Origin of the sequence: Sphingomonas donggukensis, assembly GCF_023674425.1 — a bacterium.
Classification (GTDB): Bacteria; Pseudomonadota; Alphaproteobacteria; order Sphingomonadales; family Sphingomonadaceae; genus Sphingomonas; species Sphingomonas donggukensis.
Genome location: NZ_CP098401.1, coordinates 2,337,430 through 2,355,546, shown reverse-complemented (window position 1 = coordinate 2,355,546; position 18,117 = coordinate 2,337,430). Strand labels below are relative to the sequence as shown.

Below are 18,117 nucleotides of genomic sequence, written 5' to 3'. Positions count from 1 at the left end.
GCAGGGCGCACCGCGTGGGTGGCGCAGGCGCCACGCTCGAGCGACGATGCTCTTGAGGGGAAATTTCTACAATGCGCATGAAGCTGTATGCCGGCGTGGCGTTTGCCGCGCTGCTGGTTCCGGGGGCGGCCTTCGCACAGTCGACCGGCTCGATCGATTTCGAGAATGAAGGCGAGATCGTCGTCACCGGCGCCCGCACCAACGACGCCGGCGGCATCGAGGTTCCGGACACGTCGAAGGCGAAGGCTGTCCTGAATCAGGAATTCATCAGCCGCCAAGCACCGGGCCAGACGATCAACGACACGATCAACAACCTGCCGGGCGTCAGCTTCCAGAACAACGATCCGTTCGGTTCGGCGGGCGGCACGCTCACCATCCGCGGCTTCGATTCGACCCGCATCAGCCAGACGTTCGACGGCGTGCCGCTGAACGATTCGGGCAACTACGCGATCTATTCGAACCAGCAGCTCGATCCCGAGCTGATCGAGCAGGTCAACGTCAACCTGGGCACCACCGACGTCGATTCGCCGACCGCCGGCGCGACCGGTTCGACCGTCAACTACCGCACGATCGTGCCGTCGAAGGACTTCAGCGTGAAGGTCGTCGGCAGCCGCGGCGACTTCGACTATTTCCGCACCTTCGGCCTCATCCAGACCGGTGAGATCTTCGACGGCGGTCCGCGCATGTTCTTCGCCGCCAGCCAGGCGCGCAACAACGTCGTGTTCAACAACGTCGGCAAGATCCGCAAGCAGCAGTACAATGCGCGTATCTGGCAGGACCTGGGCACGAACGGCGACTTCATCTCGGTGTCGGGCCACTACAACGTCAACCGCAACAACTTCCAGGGCTCGCTGCCGCTGCGCTACGACACGACGATCCAGACGGTCTCGGGCACCAGCCCCAACCAGACGATCGCTACCGCGCCGCGCGTGCTGGGCTCCGGCTCGGCCAACCGCTTCCTGATCGGTAACGAGGATCCGCGCTACTCGGTCGGCGTGGGCGATGCGAACTACACGAACGGCCGCTGCCTGACCAACCAGGTGGCACGCGCCGGCGTCGCCGATACCGCCAACAGCTGCGGCTCGACCTTCGACGAGCGTTTCAACCCGTCGAACACCGGCAACTTCCGCGGCGCCTCGCGCTTCTCGATCACCGACAGCGTCGTGCTGACGGTCGATCCGAGCTATCAGTTCGTCAAGGCGAACGGTGGCGGCACGGTCGTGGCGCAGGAGGCCCTCCGCGACGTCAACCCGGCGCTGCTGAACCCGGCGCTGCCGTCGTCGTCGACCAACCCCGCCAACTCGAACTGCAACACGACCGGCAACAGCCCGACGACGAGCTGCCAGTCGGGCTACATCGGCGGCGTGCCCTATTTCGGGCGCGACCTGAACGGTGACGGCGATACGCTCGACACGATCCGCGTGCTGGCCCCCAGCCAGACCGGCACGAAGCGCATCGGCGTGATCGCCGGCCTGCGCTGGAACCTGAACGACGACAACACCTTCCGCCTCAACTACACCTATGACCGTGCGCGGCACCGTCAGACCGGCGAAGTCGGCTTCCTGTTCGCCGACGGCAAGCCGCGCGACGTGTTCCCGATCAACTCGCCGGCCGTCGACGTCGGCGGCAACGTGCTGCAGAAGCGTGACCGTCTATCGTACGCGATCCTGCACCAGGTGTCGGGCGAATATCGCGGCGAGTTCTTCGACAACAATCTGGTCGTGAACCTCGGCATCCGTGCGCCGTTCTTCAAGCGCAACCTGACCAACTATTGCGCCACGTCGAGCGCTGCCGGCTTCGTCGAGTGCTTCGGCACCAACACTGCCGCGCAGTCCGCCTATCTGTCGACCAACCCGACCGTCACGATCGCGCCCGGCACCACCGCGCCGATCCAGGGTCCGCAGCAGCGCATCTTCAACTACAAGAAGATCCTGCCGAACGTCGGCCTGACGTATAACCTGACGAACCAGTTCTCGACCTTCTTCAACTATTCGAAGGGTCTGCAGGTGCCGGGCACGGACAACCTGTACAACTCGTTCTTCTTCCCGCTGACCACGGCGCAGGCGCGCCCGCGTCCGGAGACGACCGACAACTTCGACGGTGGCCTCCGCTTCCGTTCGTCGAAGATCCAGGCGCAGTTCACCGGCTGGTACACCGACTATAAGGATCGCCTGGCCTCGTCCTACGATCCCGACCTCGACCGCACCGTGTACCGCAACCTGGGCCGCGTGAAGAAGTTCGGCTTCGACGGGTCGATCGCCTACCAGCCGATCCGCGAATTCAGCGTCTATGCGTTCGGTTCGTATCTCGACTCGAAGATCCAGGACAACGTCCTGATCGGTCGCACCACGGTTGCAGGGCCGCTCGGCGCTGCGGGCACGGCATACTACGCCAACACCGCCGGCAAGCGTGAGGGCGGTTCGCCGACCTACACCTTCGGTGGCGGCGCGAATGCGATCCTGGGCCCGGTCGAGCTGGGCTTCACCGCCAAGCGCACCGGCCCACGCTACATCTACGACACGAACGAGGTCGTCCGTCAGGCACTGACCGTCAACGGCGTGGTGCAGACGTTCCAGATCTACGACAACAAGACGCCGGCTTACACGCTGGTCGATGCCAATGCGCGTGTCGGCCTGGAGTGGGCGGGGCTGAACAAGGAAACCTATTTCCAGTTCAACCTCATCAACGTCTTCGACGAGAAGTACGTCGGTGGCTTCCAGAGCAACCTGAACCAGGGGCCGACGTTCAACACCGCCGGCACGATCACCAACTACGGTTCGCCGCCCAACGCACAGCTGGGCAACCCGCGCACCTTCATCGCATCGCTCATCGTCGGCTTCTAAGCCGCACGTCGATCCGATCAGGACCTTCGAGGCCGCCGTCCTACCCGGGACGGCGGCCTTTTCTTTGCCCTGTCGGCGCGGGGCGGCTACAGGCGGTCGTCGTGAGGCCTGCGATCTTTTCCCGACCGTTCTTCGAACAGAAGAGCCGCGCGTTCTGGATGCTCCAGGCGGCGGGCTGGTCGGGCTATCTGCTGCTGCGCGCGGTCGTCGGCGTGTCGAACGGCATCAGCGTCGAAGGCGTGCTGGCCGTCATCATCGAATCGATCGTCGGCTATTGCATCACGCTGCTGCTCTCGACGCTCTACGGCTATTACCGGCGCCTGCCGCGGCTGACCGGGGTCGCGATGACGGTCGCGACGCTGCTGGCGGCGACGGTCATCTACGCGATCATCCAGGCGTTCAATTTCAGCTTCATCCGCGCCGCCGACACGCCGATCAGCTGGCCGCTGGTGATCGGGTCGAGTTTCGTACCCTTCACGGTGCTCGGCGGGTGGACGGCGCTCTATTTCGGAATCAACTGGTATCTGATCGTCGAGGAGCAGGTCGACCGCATGCGCCTGCTGGAAAGCGAGGCGTCGTCGGCGCAGCTGGCGATGCTGCGATACCAGCTGAACCCGCATTTCCTGTTCAATACGCTGAATTCGATCTCGACGCTCGTCCTGCTGAAACAGACCGAGCGGGCGAACGCGATGCTCAGCCGCTTGTCGGCGTTCCTGCGCTATACGCTCGCCAACGAACCTACCGCGCACGTGACCGTGATGCAGGAGGTCGAGACGCTGAAGCTGTACCTCGACATCGAGAAGATGCGCTTCGAGGCGCGACTCCGCACCGTGTTCGACATCGATCCGCGCGTCGAAAAGGCGCGCCTGCCCTCGCTGCTGCTCCAGCCGCTGGTCGAGAATGCGATCAAATATGCCGTCACTCCGCAGGAGGAAGGCGCTGAAATCGCGGTCACCGCTCGGCTCGTCGGCGACCGGGTGCAGATCGCCGTGTCCGATACCGGACCCGGCTTGATCGGGGGGCCGCGTCGGCCGACCCTTTCAACCGGGGTGGGCCTTACCAATATCAGGGAGCGGCTGGCGCAGGCGTACGGGCCCGAGCACCGCTTCGAGACGCAGGCACGCCCCGGCGACGGTTTCGCCGTGGAGATCGAGATACCGTTCCAGCTGGAGGAACCGGCACGACAGGCAGCATGATCGAGTTTCCGGCCCGCCTGGCCCCCATCCGCCGCCGCCGGGAAAACGTGCGCGGACCAGGGGCGAGCAGGCCGTCGGAGGGGGCAGAGTTTCACCACGCCATTACGAACTGCGAGGCAGCATGACCATCCGAACCATCCTAGTCGACGACGAGCCACTGGCGATCCAGGGTCTCGAGATCCGGCTGCAGGAGCATGACGACGTCGAGATCATCGACAAATGCCAGAACGGTCGCGAGGCGATCAGCGCGATCAAGACGCACAAGCCCGATCTGGTCTTCCTCGACATCCAGATGCCGGGCTTCGACGGCTTTTCGGTGATCCAGGGCCTGATGGAAGTCGAGCCGCCGCTGTTCGTGTTCGTCACCGCCTATAGCGACCACGCGCTGAAGGCGTTCGAGGCGCAGGCGGTCGATTATCTGATGAAGCCGGTCGACGAGGCGCGGCTGGCCGACACGCTGGACCGCGTGCGTCAGCGCCTGACCGAGAAGCGCGGCGCGGGCGAGGTCGACCGGCTGAAGGAAGTGCTGGCCGAGGTCGCGCCCGAATCGGTCGAGGCGATCGCGGACGGCGGCGGCGCGGGCGAACATGCGTCGAGCCGGTTCGAGAAGCTCATCAACATCAAGGATCGCGGCAAGATCTTCCGCGTCGACGTCGACACGATCGAGGTCGTCGAGGCCGCGGGCGATTACATGTGCATCAAGACCGGCGACAACACGCTGATCCTGCGCCAGACGATGAAGGACCTGGAAAAGCGCCTCGACCCCCGACGGTTCCAGCGCGTCCACCGCTCGACCATCGTCAACCTGGACCTGGTGCGGCAGGTGAAGCCGCACACCAACGGCGAATGCTTCCTGGTGCTCGATTCGGGTGGGCAGGTGAAGGTGTCGCGGTCGTACCGGGATGTGGTGGCGCGGTTCGTCCACTGACGCGGGCGGCGCGCACTTTGCCTAAGCAAAGTGCCGACTCGCCACGGCGGGCGGCGGCGCGGCGCAGCCGCTCCGTCCGACGGCGTGGCGGTTTATGCCTCCCACATTCGTCTCGAGTAGCGATTGAACAGGCCGCAGGCCGTAGCGAAAGCGCGTATCGAGAGACTGCGGTCCGGCAACCCTGTCTCGATACGAGCCCTCGATACGCGGCGTTGCCGCTACTCGGTCTCTACTCGACACGAACGGCTATGAGGTAGAGAGGGCCGGCAGAGAATGGGGAGATGCCGCCCCGCTCCTCGCCTAGCGAAACCGTGCTGCATCTGCTAACGGCGCGGCCATGCTCAACCTCAACGGCATCACCGTGCGCCTTGGCGGCCGCACGATCCTCGACGGCGCGACCGCGGCATTGCCGCCGGGGAGCCGGGTCGGGCTGATTGGGCGCAACGGCGCGGGCAAGTCGACGATGGTGCGGGTCATCGCCGGCCAGCTGGAGCCCGATGGTGGCTCCGCCGACATGCCGCGCGGCGCGCGCATCGGTTATATCGCGCAGGAAGCGCCGTCGGGCGACAAGACCCCGTTCGACACGGTGCTGGAGGCCGATACCGAGCGTGCCGCGCTGATGGCGCTGGTCGAGACCGACGTCGAGCCCGACGTGCTGGGCGATGCGTACGAACGGCTGATCGCGATCGACGCCTATACGGCGCCGGCACGCGCCGCGCGTATCCTGCTGGGGCTCGGCTTCGACGAGGCGATGCAGGCGCAGCCGCTCGACAGCTTTTCGGGCGGGTGGAAGATGCGCGTCGCGCTCGCCGCGCTGCTGTTCTCGCAGCCCGACCTGCTGCTGCTCGACGAGCCCAGCAACCACCTCGATCTCGAAGCGGTGATGTGGCTCGAGGATTTCCTGAAGAGCTACAAGGCGACGATCGTCGTGGTCAGCCATGAGCGCGATTTCCTGAACAACGTGGTCGACCACATCCTGCACCTGCAGAACGGAAAGATCACGCTGTACGCGGGCGGTTACGATTCGTTCGAGAAGCAGCGCGCCGAGCGCATGGCGCAGCTGGCCGCGGCGAAGGCGAACCAGGATGCGCAGCGCGCGAAGCTGCAGGACTATGTCGCGCGCAATTCCGCCCGCGCATCGACCGCGAAACAGGCGCAGAGCCGGCAGAAGATGCTGGCGAAGATGCAGCCGATCGCCGAGCTCGCCAACGATCCGACGCTGTCGTTCGGCTTCCCCAACCCGAGCGAGCTCCGGCCCCCGCTCATCACGCTCGACATGGCCGATGTCGGCTACGGCGACCGCCCGATCCTGAAGAAGCTCAATCTGCGCATCGACCCCGACGACCGCATCGCGCTGCTGGGGCGCAACGGCAACGGCAAGACGACGCTCGCGCGGCTGCTCGCGGCACAGCTGGCGCCGATGGGTGGCGGGATGACCGCGACGGGCAAGATGAACGTCGGATATTTCACCCAGTATCAGGTCGAGGAACTCGACACCGACGATACCCCGCTCGAGCACATGACGCGCACGATGAAGGGTGCGTCGCCCGCCGCGGTGCGCGGGCAGCTGGGGCGGTTCGGCTTTTCGGGCGACAAGGCGACGACGAAGGTCGGCAAGCTGTCGGGCGGCGAGCGCGCGCGCCTGGCGCTCGCGATCATCACCCGCGATGCGCCGCACCTGCTGATCCTCGACGAGCCGACCAACCACCTCGACGTCGATGCGCGCGAGGCGCTGGTCCAGGCGCTGAACGACTATTCGGGCGCGGTGATCCTGGTCAGCCACGATCGCCACATGGTCGAACTGACCGCCGACCGGCTGGTGCTGGTCGATCACGGCACGGCACGAGAATATGACGGGACGCTCGACGATTATATCGCGATGATCCTGTCCGGCGACGGTGCGGGCGGATCGGCCAAGGCGAAGAAGAAGGACAAGGCGGCCGCCGTCGCCGCGCGCGAGGCCGAGAAGGCGCTGCGTGCTGCCGCGAAGGACGCCGAGGGCGAACTGGCGAAGCTGACCGAGCAGCGCACCGCGATCGAGCGCGCGATGTTCGACCCCGCGACCGCGGCGGGCGAGCTTGCCAGGCTGTCGATGAGCGACCTGATGAAGCGTCGCGCCGACCTGACCGATCGCATCGACGCGGCGGAGACGGCGTGGATGGAAGCGAGCGAGGCGCTGGAGCGCGAGGCGGCCTGACGCCCATCGGTTGCGGCGGTGGGGCGGTTCCCCTAGGCGGAGCGCCCGTGTCCGATCCCCGCGATACCCTCCAGTCCGTTTTCGGCTTTCCCGACTTCCGCGGCGTCCAGCGGCAGGTGGTCGACCGCGTGCTCGCCGGCCAGTCGACGCTGGCGGTGATGCCGACCGGAGCGGGCAAGTCGCTGACCTACCAGCTGCCCGCGGTGATGCAGACGGGGACGTGCGTCGTCGTCTCCCCGCTGATCGCGCTGATGCACGACCAGTTGCGCGCGGCGACCGCGGTCGGCATCCGTGCGGCGACGCTGACGAGCGTGGACGAGAACCGCGCGGAAACGCGCGGGAGGTTCCTCGATGGCGCGCTCGACCTGCTCTATGTCGCGCCCGAACGCGCCTCGACGGGTGATTTCCGCGAGTTGCTCGATCGTGGGAATGTCTGCTTGTTCGCGATCGACGAGGCGCACTGCGTGTCGGAATGGGGGCATGACTTCCGCCCCGACTATCGCCTGCTGCGCCCGCTGCTCGACCGGTTTCCGGAGGTGCCGCGCTTGGCGCTCACCGCGACCGCCGACCGCCACACCCGCGCTGACATCCTCGACCAGCTCGGCATCCCGCAGGACGGGCTGATCGTCGCCGGGTTCGACCGGCCCAATATCCAGTACCGCATCGCGCCCAAGGACAATGCGACCCGCCAGATCGCCGACTTGATCGCCGAGCAGCCGGGGCCGGGCATCGTCTACGTCCCCTCGCGTGCGGGGACCGAGAAGATGGCGGCGGCGTTGGCGAAGACCGGGCGGCCGACGCGCGCCTATCATGCCGGGCTCGACCCCGCGATGCGCGCCGCCAACCAGGCGGCGTTCGTGGCGAGCGAGGACATGGTGATCTGTGCCACGGTCGCGTTCGGGATGGGGATCGACAAGCCCGACGTGCGCTTCGTGGCGCATGCCGGCCTGCCGAAGTCGATCGAGGCCTATTATCAGGAAACAGGGCGCGCCGGCCGCGACGGTGATCCCGCGGTCGCGCATCTGTTCTGGGGCGCCGAGGACTTCGCCAAGGCGCGGCAGCGGGTGGGCGAGGTCGAGCCGGCGCGTCAGGCGGGCGAGCGTACGCGGCTGGCGGCGCTGGGCGGGCTGGTCGAGACGACCGGATGCCGCCGCAAGCTGCTGCTCGCGCATTTCGGCGACGACGCGCCCGAGAATTGCGGGAATTGCGACAATTGCCTGAACCCGCCGGTCGGCACCGATGCGACCGAAGTGGCGCGCAAGTTCCTGTCGGCGGTGTTCCGCACCGGGCAGAGCTTCGGCGTCGGCTATATCGAAGCGATCCTGACCGGCCAGTCGAGCGAACGCAGCCTGATGAACGGGCATGAGGCACTGTCGGTGTTCGGAATCGTGGGTGGCGAGGAGGCGGCGCTCATCAAGCCGGTCGCGCGTGCGCTCCAGACCCGCGATGCGCTGCGTGCCAATCCGCACGGGGGGCTGGAGTTCGGGCCCGGTGCGCGCGCGCTGTTGAAGGGGGAGGCGACGCTGTCGCTGGTAGTGCCACCCAAGCGCGAGCGGCGGCGGCGCGGGGGTGCAGCGAGTGGCGCGGCGGCCAATCCGGTCGGCAACCCGCTGTTCGAGGCGCTGCGAGCGACCCGGCGCGAGCTGGCGCAGGAAGGCGGGGTGCCGCCCTATGTCATTTTCCACGACTCTGTGCTGCGCGACATGGCGACGATCCGCCCCGCGACACTTTCTGCGCTGGGCACGATCACGGGCGTTGGCGCGCGCAAGCTGGACGCTTATGGTGACGCGTTCCTGGCCGTGATCCGCCAATTCGCTTGAAAGACCCTAGATGATCCGCAGAATCGACGACCATGTGAGCGTGGCCCCCCAGATTTCGGTCGAGGAAGTCGCCGCGATCGCGAAGGCCGGCTATGCCGAGATCGTCAACAACCGCCCCGACGATGAGGAGCCGGGGCAGGTATCGGGTGCGGAGATCCAGGCGGCGGCGGAGGCCGCGGGCATCGCGTACCGCGCGATCCCCGTCACCCACGCCGGCTTCTCGGGCAATCAGGTCGAGGCGATGGCCGCGGCGCTGACCGCGGCGGCGGGGCCGGTGCTTGCCTATTGCCGCTCTGGCACGCGCAGCGCGCATCTGTGGGCGCTGTCACGCGCGCGCCTCGGCGACGATCCCCAGACCTTGGTGAACAAGGCGGCGTCGGCGGGCTACGACATCAGCGGGATTCGGGCGATGCTCGACACGCTCGCCGCCCAATAAGGTGGACTGGTACCAGCTCGGCGGGTCGCTCGCCGCGATCCTCGCGCTGGCCGGGATTGCGCGGCTGCTGCGGCTGGGCGAAAGCCGGATCGACAGCCCGGCGAAGGCGATCGAATTCGCCGAACATGCGCTGGTCGGTTTCCATGGGGAGCGCGCGATCGTCAGTGAGGACGGCGGTGCCGCGCTCGTCGCGGGCAATGGCACGATCGCGGTGCTGAAACGCCACGGAGCGAAGGTCGTGGTGCGCCGCCTGCTGCCCCCGCTGAAACTGCGCGAGGCGGTCGAGGGCGTGACCGTCGAAACCGGCGAGACGCTGTTCGGCGCGGTGACGCTGCGCGGGGTGCTGGTGGCGGAGGTACGCGCGCTCGGCGGCGAGGTGGTGCTGCGGACGGTGCATTGATGCCGGCGATCCTCCCCTTGCAGGGGAGGATTGTTGGGCCACTGACACAGGTGTAAGCACGGACCCGTGCCGACGCTGCCCAACCCGGTCAATCTGGCGATCCCCGCCTTCGTCCTGCTGGTACTGGCGGAGATGGTCGTGGCGCGCGTCAAGGCGCGCGATCGCTATTGCCCGCGCGATACGCTGACGTCGATGACGCTGGGGCTGGGCAGCACGATCGCGGGCGTGCTGTCGGGCGGGCTGGTGTTTGCGATGGCGACTTGGGTGTACCAGTATCGCGCGTTCGACATCGGATATGCCTGGTGGGCGTTTCCGGTCGCGTTCGTCATCGACGACCTCGCCTATTACTGGTTCCACCGCACGGCGCACCGCGTGCGCTGGTTCTGGGCGAGCCATGTCGTCCACCATTCGAGCCAGCACTATAATTTGTCGACTGCGCTCCGGCAGACGTGGACGGGCTTCTTCAGTCTGGCGTTCCTGTTCCGCCTGCCACTGTTCCTGATCGGCTTCCCGCCGGCGCTGGTGTTCTTCGTGGCGGGCGTGAACCTGGTCTATCAATTCTGGATCCACACCGAAGCGGTCGGACGGATGCCGAAGTGGGTGGAGGCGGTGATGAACACGCCGTCGCACCACCGCGTCCACCACGCGACCAACCCGCGCTACCTCGACCGCAACTATGCCGGCGTGTTCATCTTGTGGGACCGCATGTTCGGCACGTTCGAGCCCGAGCGCGACGACGAGGCGCCGCGCTACGGCATCGTCCGCAACCTCGGCAGCTTCAACCTGCTGTGGGCGGCGACGCACGAATGGGTCGGCATGGCGCGCGATGCGTGGGGGACGCCCGGCTGGCGCAATAAGCTGGGCTATCTGGTGCGCGAGCCCGGCTGGAGCCACGACGGCAGCCGCGAGACATCGGACATGATCCGCGCGCGCTGGTCCGAACATCAGGGGGAGCAGGCATGGACGAAGCCGACATCGTCGTCATCGGTGGTGGATCGGGCGGGGCGGCGGTCGCCGGGCGGCTGAGCGCGGATGGCCGTACCCGCGTCGCGCTGATCGAGGCGGGCGGACGCAACACCGGCTTGCGCACGCGGATGCCGGGCATGATGCCGTTCCAGACCGACGCGACCAACTGGCGCTACGAAACGGTGCCGCAGAGCGGCCTGTCGGGCCGGCGCGGATTCCAGCCGCGGGGGCGGGGCCTGGGCGGATCGAGCGCGATCAACGCCATGCTGTACGTGCGCGGCGCCGCATGGGATTACGACAATTGGGCGGCGCTGGGGTGCGAGGGCTGGGCGTACGACGACGTGCTGCCCTATTTCCGTCGATCCGAGCACAATGTCCGCGGCGCCGATGCCTATCACGGCGACGCCGGGCCTTTGTGGGTCAGTGACCAGGAGTACGCCCACCCCGGCAGCCGCGCCTTCATCGAGGCGGCGGCGAGCTTGCAGATCCCGCTCAATGACGATTTCAACGGCGCCCGGCAGGAGGGCGTCGGGCTGTACCAGGTGACGCAGAAGGGCGGCGAACGCTGGACCTCGGCGCGCGCCTATCTCGATCCCGCGCGCGCCAATCTCCACATCGTCACCGATGCCGCGGCCGAGCGCGTGCTGTTCGAGGACGGGCGCGCGTGGGGCGTCGCCTATACCCGCGGCGGGGAGACGCACACGATCTGCGCGCGCGGGGCAGTGGTGCTGGCGGGCGGGGTGTTCGCGACGCCGCAATTGCTGATGCTGTCGGGGATCGGCCCGGCGCGGCATCTGGCCGAACATGGCATCGGGGTCCGGATCGATCGCGGCGCGGTCGGCGCGAATCTGCAGGATCACGTCGATTATGTCGCCTCGTTCGAGACGGCGCTCGGCGGGTTCATGGGGCGGTCGCTGAAAGGGTCGCTGTCGGGCATCGCCGGCATGCTGCGCTGGCTGCGCAACCGCACCGGGCCGATGACGACGCCGTTTGCCGAGGCGGGCGGGTTCCTGACCACCGATCGCGATGCGCCGGCACCCGACGTGCAGCTGCATTTCGTGATCGGCATGGTCGAGGATCATGGGCGCGCGAAGGTCGCCGGGCATGGCTACAGCTGCCACGCCTGCGTGCTGCGGCCCGAGAGCCGCGGCAGCGTGCGCCTTGCCAGCGGTAACGTGCGCGACATGCCGTTGATCGATCCCGCCTTCCTGACCGACGAGCGCGATATGGCGACGCTGGTCCGCGGGGTGCGCGCGATGTACCGCATCCTGGAGGCGCCGGCGATGCAGGCGTTCGCGCCGCAGGATCGCTATCCGATCGACCTTGCCGATACGCAGGCGCTCGAGGCCTTGATCCGCGCGCGGGCGGACACCGTCTATCACCCGGTCGGCACCGCGCGGATGGGCGCGGACGGCGACGCGGTGTGCGACCCGCGGCTGCGCGTGCGCGGGGTTGAGGGGCTGTACGTCGCCGACGCGTCGATCATGCCGCGCCTGGTCAGCGGCAACACCAATGCGCCGTCGATCATGATCGGCGAACGCGCGGCGGAGTTCGTCCGCGCCGACCTACGCTAGCCGCGCGATCAGCGCCTGCGCCGCCGCCGGATTGCGGACCTTCGCGCCGCTGATGAAAAACACGAAGGTATCGCGCGGCGTTCGCGCGGCGTCGTTGGTGACATAGGGCAGGCCGGCGGGTTCGCCGCCCGCCGCCCAGTCGCGCGCCACCGCCGCCCAGCGGCCGAGCTCGGCGGGGGAATAGCCGGTGGGCTCGTCCTCGATCGCCGTTTCCAATCGCGCATAGACGAAGTCGCCGGTGACGTCGGCGATCGCCGGATATTCGTCCGACTGCGCATAGACGATCGCGACACCGGCGGCGCGGCACAGCGCGACGAATTCGGGCACGGCGAAGCTGTCGTGGCGGACCTGCACCGCGTGGCGCAGCGCGATGCCGTCGTGGCTGGCGGGCAGCAGCTTCAGGAACGCGCCGAAATCCTCCGCGTCGAATTTCTTCGTCGCCATGAACTGCCACAGGATCGGCCCCAGCTTGCCGCCCAGCTCGGTAATCCCCTGCCCGACGAAGCGGGCGACCGATTCGCCGGCGTCGGCCAGCAACTTGCGGTTGGTGCAGAAGCGCGAGGCCTTCAGCGTGAAGACGAACCCGTCGGGCGTCTGGTCGCGCCAGTTGGCGAAGGTCGCGGGCTTGAAGCCCGAATAATAGGTGCCGTTCACCTCGATCGCGGTCAGTTTCGACGCGGCATATTCCAGCTCGCGCTTGATCGGCCATTTTTCGGGGTAGAAGGCGCCGCCGCGCCACGGCTCGAACGTCCAGCCGCCGATGCCGATTCGAATGGGATGGGTCATGGGCGCCAGCCTAGTCGAAGCGCGCGACCGCCACCATGTCAGGATCGACCGGAAAGCCGGTGACGCCGATCGCGCCGACGCGGACCCAGGCGTGCGCGCGCATCGCGCCGGTCGCGGGGTCGACCGCGGCGCCGAGGTACAGCGCATTGGGGATGCGGCGCGCGTTCAGCATGCGCTTGGCAGCGGCGGCTTGCTGAAAGCACAGCGCGCGGAACGGGGCGTTGCGCGCGGCGATGGCGATGGCGCGGCGGATCCTGCGCGCGGTGTCCGCCGCCGCCGGATCGACAGGGGCGAGGGGCGCATCGGTCGCAGGCGCGATCCGCGTGCCGAGCCGCGGGGCGACGTGGCGGAACGGTACCACCGCCAGCCACAGCCGCGCCGCCGCCAGCCGCGCGAAGGCCGCGGCGATCAGGCGGCGGTCGTCGGGGCTGAGGCTGCGCAGGCGCCTCAGCACCGCGTGTCGCCCGCCAGCGTGCCGCCCGCGAACGTCAGCAGCCGGCGGCAGATCGCGAGCGTCTCGGCGCGGTGGGCGACCAGGATGATCGTCATGCCGGGCCGGGCCGCAACGACCGCGTCCAGCACCGCGCGTTCGGTGGCAACGTCGATCGCGTTGGTCGCCTCGTCGAGGATCAGCAGCTCGGGCGCGCGGACCAGGGCGCGGGCGATGGCGATGCGCTGGCGCTCGCCGCCCGACAGCCGGCTGCCGCGTTCGGCGACGACGGTGTCGAGCGCGTCGGGCATCGACCGCACCAGCGCGTCGGCGCCGGCGACGGCCAGCGCCTGCCACAGCGCGGCGTCGTCCACCTCGCCCATCCCCCAGCTGAGGTTGCGGCGCAGGCTTTCGTTCAGCAGGTACGGATCCTGCGCGACATAGGCGATCCGCGCGCGCCATGCGGTCGAATTGGCGTGGGTGAGCGGGATGCCGCCGATGCGCACCTGGCCCTCGTCGGGCTCGAACAGGCCGGCGAGGATATCGACGAAGCTGGTCTTGCCCGCTCCCGATGCGCCGACGATGCCGACGATCTCCCCCGGCGCGATGGCAAGCGATACGTCGTGCAGCGTCGGCGCGGCGGCACCGGGGTGGGTGAAGCCGACGCGGTCGAACGTGACGGTGCCGCCGGGCATGGCCGCCGCGGACGAATCGTCGCTGCCCCCGCGGCTGCGCGCCAGGTCGCTCTCCAGCACGCACAGGGTGTCGTAGGAGGGCAGCAGGCTGACGAACTGCTGGAGGTTCTGCTGCAGCGTGCGGACCGGGCCGCTCATCCGCCCGAGGACGGCGAGGGTCGCGATCAGCGTCACCGTGGGGATGCCGATCGCGACGCCCGCAAAGGCGAGCGCGGCGCCGATCAGGGCGATCGCGCTGCTCGACACCAGGCCGATGCGCGTCTGGTATCGCTGGTAGGCGCGCAGCTGTTCGGTCAGCCGCACGCCGATCGCGTTCGATTCCGCGGCGAAGGCGGGGGCCATGTTCTGCGCGATCGCCATCTTCAGCCCGCCCAGGAACTGGCCCGACGAATCGAGCATCCGGAAACTGCCGCGCGACATCGCCAGCCCCATGCGCGACGCGCGGCGCGTGGCGGGGACGAGCACGACGAAGCCGATGACGACCGACGCCAGCCCGATCGCCGCCATCGCCGGCGACAGCAGCACGACCAGCACCGTCTGCACCGCCAGCAGGAACGCCGCGATCAGCACCTGCAGCATCAGGTGGATGGCCGCCGACAGGCGCGACACCTCGCTGGAGAGCGCATGGGTGACGCGGGCGTGGCGCAGGCCGACAATGTCGATCCAGCGCGCCGCGGCGAGCGTCGCGACGAGCTGCGCGCGGCGGCCCTCGACGAAGCCCAGTTGCAGGTCGGAGAGGATCGCGTCGCGCCACGCCATGACGACGGCGCGCAGTGCGATGAGTGCCGCGAAGATGCCGAGCAGCACGCCCAGCCGCGCGGTCATGTCGCCCGCGCCGACGATCGCGAAGGCATCGTCCAGTACGCCCGCGAAGCGTCCGCTCGCCTGACCGGTCAGCACCGCCAGCATCGGCACCAGCATCGCCAGCCCGACACCCTCGAGCACCCCGCCCGCCGCCATCAGCGCCAGCGCCACCGCACCGCGCCGCCCGGCATAGGCGGCGACGTCGCCGACGAACAGGCGCGCCGTCGCGATCGTCCCGCGGGGTGCGTCGGTCATGCCGCGCGCCGCCGGTACAGCCGCGCGATCGTCGGCTGCGGCACGATGCGGCGTCCGTCGCGATCGAAGCGCGGGCCCTTGGCCGGCCAGACGCCGCGATCCCCGACCGGCTCGAGCAGCGGCGCCGCGGAGGCATCGGTGACGAGATATTGCGCGTGCTCGACGATCAGCAGCCCGCCTGTCTTCAGCAGCGCGGCAAGCTCCGCCACCTGCCGGTCGAACAGCGCGAAGGGGTAGAAATCGGCGATCGTCTCGCGCCCCTCGTTCTCGACGCCGTGGGGCCGGCGCTGGAGCACCGCCATGCAGAAGATCGCGTCATACGGCCCCGCCGCCGCGACGCCGGCATCGTCGGAGGCGAGGAAGCGCGTGCGCGGATCGTGCGGCCAGCGCGCGCAGGCCGCCAGCATCGCGCAGTTCAGTTCCGCCCCGACGATGTCCGCGTCGGGGAAATAGCCGCGCAACGACACGACCTCCTCCCCGCTGGAACAGCCATAGGACAGCAGGGTCGGTCGCGGCCGGTCGGCCAGCAGGTCGCGCGCGGCGGCGAACAGCCGGGGATAGCGATCGATCCGGGTCAGCGTCACGTCCTGGTGGATCCGGTCGCGGTGGCGCCGGCGCGTCGCGATCTCCGACCGGGCGCGCGCATCGGCCAGTCGCCGCGCGCCGCGCCATAGCCAGGTCAGTGCGCGCATCGGCCCCATGCGCCATCTCTATCGTCCCGCCAGCGTGCGGCAAGCACCGCGCCATGTTGCGAAGGCAAGCATAGCTGGTCTAGGGTCGAAGCCATTGGGGTTTGGGGAAATCTGATGAGCATCTGGGTCCAGTCTGCCGATTGCGTGGGCACCGAAGTCGACGATTCGCTGATCCTGATCGACATCACCGGCGGGCAATATTGCGCGCTGAACGGTACCGCCGCGGCGATCTGGTCGGTGATCGAGCAGCCGACCGGCGAGGATGCGATCGTCGAGGCGATGGTGGCGAAATATCAGGTCGCGCCCGAAACCTGCGCGCCATCGGTCGCGACCGCGCTCGAGCGGCTGGAGACGCTGAACATGGCAAAGCGCGTCCGCTAGGATCGCACGGCGCGGACGGCGGCGATCGCGGCCTCTGCGCGCCGCTCCACAGGGACGGCGCGATCGTGGCCGGCGGGGGGCAGTATCACGACCGAAATCGCCTCCGCCGCGCGCCCGAGCAGTCCGAGCCGGTCGGCGAGGCGCGGCATCGCCGCCATCCAGCGCGGGCGGTAGAGCTGCCGCGTCAGCAGCGACAGGCGCGCGACCGCACCGTCCGGCAAGCCATCATCGCCGCGCACCAGCAGGGTGGTGAGCGGAACCGGCGCGCGTGGATCGACGGTCGCCGACGGGCGGTGCAGCCGCTTCGCTTCGCCCGGGGCCAGCCCGCCGCTCGGCACCAGTCGGATCGCGGGCCGCCCCGGCCACACCGCGACACCGCCGGCGTTCGCGCTCAGCACCGACAGGTCGTCGGACACCAGCCGCGCGCCCGCGGCGACCAGCGCGGCGGCCAGCGTCGATTTGCCCGCGCCCGACGGGCCGCAGACGATCACCGCGCTGCCGTCGATCTCCACGCTGCTGCCGTGGATCGGCACGGTGCCGCGCCACGCCGCCAGCAGCGCCGCGACCGTGCCGTACAGCGCGTCGGGCGGGGCGGCCGGGCGAACCGCGGTCGTCCAGTCGATGCGGTTGCCGTCGCGCATGTCGAAGGTCGCGCCGTCCTGCGCGAAGCGGATGCCGTCGGCGAAGATCCGCCCGTTGTTGATCGTCCGTCCGCCGGGTCGGTCGGCGAGCGCCGCGTGCCAGACGACCGTCACGTCGGCGGGCCGCGCTGCGTCCGCGGCTGGCGGGAACAGCGGCAGCGGCAGGTCGGAGGACCAGTGCAATCCGAAGGCGGTGGCATGGTGGCGCATCAGGCGCGCGCGCCGATCGCGACGATGACGGCATCGACCGACGCGGCGAAATCGGGTTCGGGCGACCAGCGCCACACGGGACACGCACGCGCGGCTGCGGCAAGCGTCGGCATCACGCTTGCCTGCAGGCTGAGCAGTTCGGGCACGCGCGGGCGGTGGCGGTGGCGCAGCAGCGTCGCGAGCGCATCGACGCCGGAGAGGCGTGTCGTCCGGTCGGCATCGGGCGCGATCTCGATGATCGCGGCCAGTCGCGCGCTGCGTCGCTGGCGGGACGGGGGGATGGGGCACCAGCGCCGCGCGTCGTCCGCCCCGGCATCGCGCAGGTGCAGGCCGCCGGGCAGTCCGCTTGCCAGGATCGCGTCGCCGTTGTCGGACAGCGCCACGCTGTCGTCGGCGACGACGTCCCATCCCGCGGCGTACAGCTGGTCGAGCACGCGCGACTTGCCCGCGCCCGATGCCCCCACGACCGCCACCGCGTCGCCGCCCGGCGGCGCGGCGCAGGCGGCGTGGAGGACCGGCGTGCCCCGCATCCACACCAGCGCCGGCAGCGCGGTCGCGATCAGCAATCCGGCGACGTCGGGATGGGCAGGATCGGCGCAGTCGACCACGATGCCGTCGCTCGCGATCCGGTAGCGCGCGGGGCCGGGCAGGAAGACGAGCGCGTCCCCCGCGCGGGCATAGGGACCGACGCAGGCCGAGGCATCGGGCACCACGACGTGGCCCCGTTCGATCCGGACGTCGGCGTGCGCCGCCATAGGCACGCCGCAAAGGACTCCGGGAACGGGCAGGGCACTGCGGATCGCCAGCCCCCAGCCGACGCCGTCATACACCCGCGGGGGTTCCTCCGTCGTCGCCATCGCCGC

At 69.0% G+C, this 18,117-nt stretch carries 16 protein-coding genes; 10 read left to right on the top strand and 6 right to left on the bottom strand.

From position 1 onward, the window contains the following. The first annotated feature begins 71 nt into the window (after nt 1–71). The 9 genes from M9980_RS11550 (at nt 72) to M9980_RS11510 (ending at nt 12,360) form a co-directional block, all read left to right on the top strand. Nucleotides 72–2,843 carry a TonB-dependent receptor gene (locus M9980_RS11550; protein ID WP_250750937.1) on the top strand — a complete coding sequence of 924 codons (2,772 nt, stop codon included), beginning with the start codon at nt 72–74 and terminating at the stop codon, nt 2,841–2,843. 158 nt (nt 2,844–3,001) lie between these two features. After that, nucleotides 3,002–4,039: a sensor histidine kinase gene (locus M9980_RS11545; RefSeq protein ID WP_250754906.1), complete on the top strand. Its 1,038-nt coding sequence runs from the start codon at nt 3,002–3,004 to the stop codon at nt 4,037–4,039. A gap of 121 nt (nt 4,040–4,160) precedes the next feature. After that, nucleotides 4,161–4,967, top strand: a complete 807-nt coding sequence (locus M9980_RS11540) for a LytR/AlgR family response regulator transcription factor (protein ID WP_250750936.1) — start codon at nt 4,161–4,163, stop codon at nt 4,965–4,967. Nucleotides 4,968–5,304: 337 nt separating this feature from the next. After that, nucleotides 5,305–7,164, top strand: coding sequence for an ABC-F family ATP-binding cassette domain-containing protein (locus M9980_RS11535; protein ID WP_250750934.1), 1,860 nt, complete (start codon nt 5,305–5,307; stop codon nt 7,162–7,164). 47 nt (nt 7,165–7,211) lie between these two features. Beyond that, entirely contained in the window at nt 7,212–8,984 is a 1,773-nt protein-coding gene (recQ, locus tag M9980_RS11530) for a DNA helicase RecQ (RefSeq protein WP_250750932.1), read from the top strand. A gap of 10 nt (nt 8,985–8,994) precedes the next feature. Further along, nucleotides 8,995–9,420, top strand: coding sequence for a protein tyrosine phosphatase family protein (locus tag M9980_RS11525; RefSeq protein WP_250750929.1), 426 nt, complete (start codon nt 8,995–8,997; stop codon nt 9,418–9,420). Between the two features lies 1 nt (nt 9,421). Next, entirely contained in the window at nt 9,422–9,820 is a 399-nt protein-coding gene (locus M9980_RS11520; RefSeq protein WP_250750922.1) for a hypothetical protein, read from the top strand. A gap of 66 nt (nt 9,821–9,886) precedes the next feature. Next, nucleotides 9,887–10,846, top strand: a complete 960-nt coding sequence (locus tag M9980_RS11515) for a sterol desaturase family protein (RefSeq protein WP_250750920.1) — start codon at nt 9,887–9,889, stop codon at nt 10,844–10,846. Further along, a complete protein-coding gene (locus tag M9980_RS11510) occupies nt 10,780–12,360 on the top strand; it encodes a GMC family oxidoreductase (RefSeq protein ID WP_250750919.1) in 1,581 nt (526 codons plus the stop codon). The genes M9980_RS11515 and M9980_RS11510 overlap by 67 nt, the downstream gene beginning before the upstream one ends. Here M9980_RS11510 and M9980_RS11505 read toward each other — a convergent pair. Genes M9980_RS11505 through M9980_RS11490 form a run of 4 tightly spaced genes read right to left on the bottom strand, consistent with a single transcriptional unit; the run spans nt 12,352 to nt 16,031 of the window. Then, a complete protein-coding gene (locus M9980_RS11505; protein WP_250750917.1) occupies nt 12,352–13,146 on the bottom strand; it encodes a DUF72 domain-containing protein in 795 nt (264 codons plus the stop codon). The two genes, M9980_RS11510 and M9980_RS11505, sit on opposite strands and share 9 nt — an antisense overlap. Before the next feature lie 10 nt (nt 13,147–13,156). Beyond that, nucleotides 13,157–13,600, bottom strand: coding sequence for a lasso peptide biosynthesis B2 protein (locus M9980_RS11500; RefSeq protein ID WP_250750915.1), 444 nt, complete (start codon nt 13,598–13,600; stop codon nt 13,157–13,159). Further along, the gene (locus tag M9980_RS11495; protein WP_250750913.1) at nt 13,594–15,330 is read right to left on the bottom strand and encodes an ABC transporter ATP-binding protein; all 1,737 of its coding nucleotides are present in this window, start codon (nt 15,328–15,330) and stop codon (nt 13,594–13,596) included. The genes M9980_RS11500 and M9980_RS11495 overlap by 7 nt, the downstream gene beginning before the upstream one ends. Next, nucleotides 15,327–16,031 (bottom strand): class I SAM-dependent methyltransferase, encoded by a 705-nt coding sequence (locus M9980_RS11490; protein ID WP_250750910.1) that lies wholly within the window; start codon nt 16,029–16,031, stop codon nt 15,327–15,329. The genes M9980_RS11495 and M9980_RS11490 overlap by 4 nt, the downstream gene beginning before the upstream one ends. A gap of 105 nt (nt 16,032–16,136) precedes the next feature. Between M9980_RS11490 and M9980_RS11485 the strand changes: the two genes are divergently transcribed. Then, the gene (locus tag M9980_RS11485) at nt 16,137–16,403 is read left to right on the top strand and encodes a PqqD family protein (protein ID WP_250750908.1); all 267 of its coding nucleotides are present in this window, start codon (nt 16,137–16,139) and stop codon (nt 16,401–16,403) included. On the opposite strand, the gene M9980_RS11480 is transcribed toward M9980_RS11485, so the two are convergent. Both M9980_RS11480 and M9980_RS11475 read right to left on the bottom strand, forming a co-directional pair. Continuing rightward, nucleotides 16,400–17,254 carry a hypothetical protein gene (locus tag M9980_RS11480; RefSeq protein ID WP_250750907.1) on the bottom strand — a complete coding sequence of 285 codons (855 nt, stop codon included), beginning with the start codon at nt 17,252–17,254 and terminating at the stop codon, nt 16,400–16,402. The two genes, M9980_RS11485 and M9980_RS11480, sit on opposite strands and share 4 nt — an antisense overlap. Beyond that, on the bottom strand, nt 17,254–18,111 hold the full coding sequence (locus M9980_RS11475) for a hypothetical protein (RefSeq protein WP_250750906.1): 858 nt from the start codon (nt 18,109–18,111) through the stop codon (nt 17,254–17,256). The genes M9980_RS11480 and M9980_RS11475 overlap by 1 nt, the downstream gene beginning before the upstream one ends. Nucleotides 18,112–18,117: the final 6 nt, after the last annotated feature.